This is a genomic window from Microbispora sp. CSR-4 (assembly GCF_008033685.1).
Classification (GTDB): domain Bacteria; phylum Actinomycetota; class Actinomycetes; order Streptosporangiales; family Streptosporangiaceae; genus Microbispora.
In genome coordinates this window covers 8,001-11,891 of sequence record NZ_VJVX01000133.1, presented here as the reverse complement: position 1 = coordinate 11,891, position 3,891 = coordinate 8,001, and the positions used below count along the sequence as shown (strand labels likewise).

At 66.8% G+C, this 3,891-nt stretch carries 6 protein-coding genes and 1 other annotated feature; of the genes, 1 reads left to right on the top strand and 5 read right to left on the bottom strand.

The features are described 5' to 3' along the window. The 4 genes from FLV34_RS38850 to FLV34_RS41030 form a co-directional block, all read right to left on the bottom strand. The coding region (locus FLV34_RS38850; protein WP_147945545.1) for an IS3 family transposase at positions 1-306 on the bottom strand (306 nt) is incomplete at its 3' end. Beyond that, positions 298-411, bottom strand: a sequence feature (AL1L pseudoknot). Its footprint overlaps the gene before it by 9 nt. Continuing rightward, on the bottom strand, positions 369-689 hold the full coding sequence (locus FLV34_RS38845; protein ID WP_142652804.1) for a transposase: 321 nt from the start codon (positions 687-689) through the stop codon (positions 369-371). Its footprint overlaps the feature before it by 43 nt. Before the next feature lie 531 nt (positions 690-1,220). After that, the gene (locus FLV34_RS38840; RefSeq protein WP_187280868.1) at positions 1,221-1,946 is read right to left on the bottom strand and encodes a Crp/Fnr family transcriptional regulator; all 726 of its coding nucleotides are present in this window, start codon (positions 1,944-1,946) and stop codon (positions 1,221-1,223) included. A gap of 88 nt (positions 1,947-2,034) precedes the next feature. Further along, positions 2,035-2,193, bottom strand: coding sequence for a hypothetical protein (locus FLV34_RS41030; RefSeq protein WP_187280867.1), 159 nt, complete (start codon positions 2,191-2,193; stop codon positions 2,035-2,037). Between the two features lie 719 nt (positions 2,194-2,912). Here FLV34_RS41030 and FLV34_RS38835 point away from each other — a divergent pair. Next, a complete protein-coding gene (locus FLV34_RS38835) occupies positions 2,913-3,737 on the top strand; it encodes a hypothetical protein (protein WP_147945543.1) in 825 nt (274 codons plus the stop codon). Here the strand turns inward: FLV34_RS38835 and FLV34_RS42055 are convergent. After that, positions 3,709-3,891 (bottom strand): hypothetical protein (locus tag FLV34_RS42055; protein WP_222709796.1); only part of this gene is annotated, 183 nt, incomplete at its 5' end. The two genes, FLV34_RS38835 and FLV34_RS42055, sit on opposite strands and share 29 nt — an antisense overlap.

Genomic DNA, 3,891 nt, shown 5'->3' with positions numbered 1-3,891 from the left:
GGCGGTGAAGTCGCGTTTGACCAGGTCGGCGGGCCGGTCAATGAGAGCATCGGGGATCGTGGTCGTGGGTCGCTTGTGGTCCCCGCGAACCGCCCCGGCCAGCCCCAGGCGCTTCATCAGCCGGGCCACGGTACAGCGGGCCACGCGGGTGCCGCGCCGGTTGAGCTCCTTCCACATCTTGCGCACGCCATACACCTCGAAGTTCTCGTTCCACACCGTGGTGATCTCGGCCATGAGCTGGGCGTCCCGCACCTGCCGGGCTGAGGGCGGACGGGACTTGGCCGCGTAGTACGTCGACGTCGCCACCTGCAACACTTGGCAGATCGGCTCGACGCCGAAAGCGCCGCGGTGAGCGTCGATGAAGGCGACTACCTGGGCGGCCGTGGGTCGAGTTCGGCCGCGAAAAAAGCGGCCGCGGCCTTGAGGATCTCGTTGGCGCGGCGCAGCTCGCGCACCTCGCGCTCCAACTCGGCGATCCGCTGCGCGTCGGCGGTCGAGGTGCCCGGCCGCTGCCCCTCGTCGATCTCGGCCTGGCGCACCCACCCGCGCAATGCCTCGCGGTGAACGCCGAGCTGGTCGGCCACCCGGGCGATCGCGCCGGGGGCGCCGCCGGTCTGCCGGCGGACCTCAAAGACCATGCGCACCGCGCGCTCGCGAAGCTCTTGGGGGTATTTCCTCGGGGCTGGCATCGTGACGTGATTCTCCCTTCCGCCAGCAGATGATGCTGGCTTCAGGGCCTCCACGAAAGTCGGAGTGGTTCACATACGCCTCGAGAATCTCCATGATCTCCCTGCTGCTCTTCACCCGCTCGACTGTCGCCGACCGGGACAAGTACGGAAGGAGCGGGGAGATATCTGGCCGTCCACGGGGAACCCCGCGGCCATCAGCGGGGCGGTATCTGGCCGCCTACGGGGAGCTTTCCATGGCCGCCGTCAAGCGATTCCCGTGGTAGGCCCAGGAGAGGCGACGGGATGCACCAGCGTCCCCCGGCACCACCATCGGGCAAGATCGTCCCGGCGGCCCCTCCCTCATCCCGGAGCCTGCCTCGCCGGCGAGGCGCGGGGGTTCGGTGGCAGCACCCCCGGAGCTCGTGGGACCAGCAAGGCGCCAATGACAGCGTTCTTACCGGCACCCCATCAAGGCGGCTCGCCCTGGGGGCGGGCCGCTTGCCGGCCAAGAGACCCGGCGCGCGCTCGTAGGAGCTCGCTGGTCGGGGCAGGCTATAGGCCTGCGACGGACTTGAGAGCAGGCATGTCCACGATGATTAGTCGCTGATAGGCGGTTCTGATGATTCCGGCGTTCCGGAGCTCGGCAAGCGCCTTATGCACAGTCACTTCGGCTGCGCCCACCATCGCCGCTAGCTCCGTCTGAGCCAGGGGGGCGATACGTGTGCCCTCTGACGTCGTCTCCCCAAACGATCCTGCGAGTTCGACGAGTACACGTGCGATCTGCACCCGGATCGGGTAGCTGGCTTCGATCCGTCGACGGGTAGCCCATCGCAACTTGTCAACGACCGTGCTTGTGACGGCAAGTGCGGCATCAGGAAACGTGGACAGGAACTCGAGGAAGACCTCCCGAGAGATGTGCCGCACCAACAACGGCTCGGCGGCCACGATCGTAGCCAGCTGCTCTACGTCGTCCAGGCAAGAGAGTTCCCCCACCAAATCGCCGCTTACGCGTATCTCCAGCAAGGCCGTGTGGCCTTCCTCCGTGTGGGCAACGACTTTGGCCTTCCCATCGATAAGCAGGAAGACGCCCCTATCTACCTGCTCACCCTCCCAGAGGATGGTTTCCCCTGCGGAGAACTGCTGAGGGCGCCCTAGCTGGAGGAACCGTTCTCTCGTGTTGTCCTTGAGACGCCCGAGCAGGCTGCCGGGCGGCCATGTACCCAGCGCACGCGATGTTGAGTTCCGCCGCCCCGTTCTGCCTGCAGACGCCTCAAGCACGCCAGACACCGTCGATCGCGCATCTGGCTGCTCACTGCTGGCGCTCGCAGAACAGGACGGGACGTGCGGATGTGTCATGGGCGGCTACTCATCCCCTGAAGAGGGCGTACAGCACCGCAGGGAAGGCGACAATCAGGGTGGTGATCGCGGCGAGCACACCGGCGATCCACCTGTGCGATGTCCGCAACGTGTGTACGACGTAGCCGACGAGCACGAAAAGGGCCAGGGTCACAAGGACCCCAGCCACGTTCGCAGGGGGGATTGACTCCACGGGAGCGTCTCCTTCGCAGGTCTCATGGCTGGGACGTGGACATCTCGCAGTAGCTCAGCGAAGGAGCGAAAAGCCCTCCTGAAGGGTGGGCTTCTGTGGAAGCTTCGCTCCGCGTTTGCCAACAGCGAGTTGATCGGACGGTAACTCGCATCAGTCCGAAAGAAAAGGGGGGGCGAAGCCCAAGGCATGACGAAGAGACGGTCCCCTCGGGCTTCCACCTCCGAAAGGAGCCGTCTTTCGTCTAGCGCCACGTCCCAGCCATGAGACTTAGTAGACGCTGAGCTGGAACAGTAGGCGATCCACGGCTATCCGACACCGTCAAAATATGGGTTTGCCGCAGTAGACGGCATGCGTCGCCTGGGCCGTCTCGACCACGGGGTTCGTGGAGCGGAGGGGGCTCGCCGTCAGGCGACCGCGAAGCGGCTCGGCCTCCGCAGCGGAGCGATTCCCGTGGTAGGCCCAGGAGAGGCGACGGGATGCACCAGCGTCCCCCGGCACCACCATCGGGCAAGATCGTCCGGCGGCCCCTCCCTCATCCCGGAGCCTGCCTCGCCGGCGAGGCGCGGGGGTTCGGTGGCAGCACCCCCGGAGCTCGTGGGACGGCGAGGAATGTCGGAACGGAGATCAGCGCTTGTACGCTCCGTGAGCGTCCGAGTGCGGGATTCTGTCGGTGCCTGCGGTTACGGTGACGGCTCGTGGATAACCTCGCCAAGCTCGTCGGGACAGTCAGGGAGTTTGCGGGCACAGCGGCGATGACGCTGGTACCGGCCGTTCCCGAGGCCGATCTCGGCTCGGAGATCTGCCTCGGCCCGGAGACACTAGATCTGCCGGCCTTCCTGGAGATCGCCGGAAAACACGGGGGTGGGCTGCTCTATCTGCAGGCCGCTCCGTTCGATCCTGACGGCGACGAGCACCAGGTCGGCGATCTGCCCGCGCACCTGGTGAAGCGCAAAGGGCAGGTGGGGCAGGTCAGCGTCGCGTTCGCGGCGGCCGGCGTCGTTCACTTCTGGGAGCACCGCGCGGCCTGGTACGTCGAATGGCAGCAGCTCGCGAAGGCGGAGCCCTCGCGGAAGGACTACCTCCACGACGACGGAGAGGGCGACCTCAGCGAGCAGGAACGTGCGCAGCTCTCGGAACTGCGCACGGCACTGCTGGCCAACCCCGACTTCCGGGCCGCCCGTGGAACGGCCAGGCGGCGGATCGCCGATGCCGTTTCAGAGGAGTTCGACGGCTGGTCGTGGAGGGTGATCAACGCCGTCTGTGCCGAGGCTGACGAGCTGGGCAGAGAACAGTACGACCAGCTCTATGCCCGGATCGATGATCTGGCCGAGGAACTCGCGGCCGACCCGGAGTTTCAGCGGACCCGCACGGCCGCGGCCCGTAAGCATGTCGCCGACAGGTTCGTCCTGGCCCAGGCCGGCGGGCTCAGCGGGCCGTTGTGGGTCCCTGAGGAGCTGTACGCGCGGGCTCAGGAGCTCGCCAAGGCTGCGACTAAGAAGCAGGCCCCGGGGTTATTTTGAACTTCACAGGTAGAGGGTGGCCGCCGTGGCGCAACTCGCGCGTCCTGGCCGCCGCGGCGTCGGTCAACCCGCTCGTCCAGCGGATGAAAGCCACCGCCCGCGGCTCATCCAACACCCCCTCCAGCATCGCCTCACCGAGCACCGGCAGGCGGCG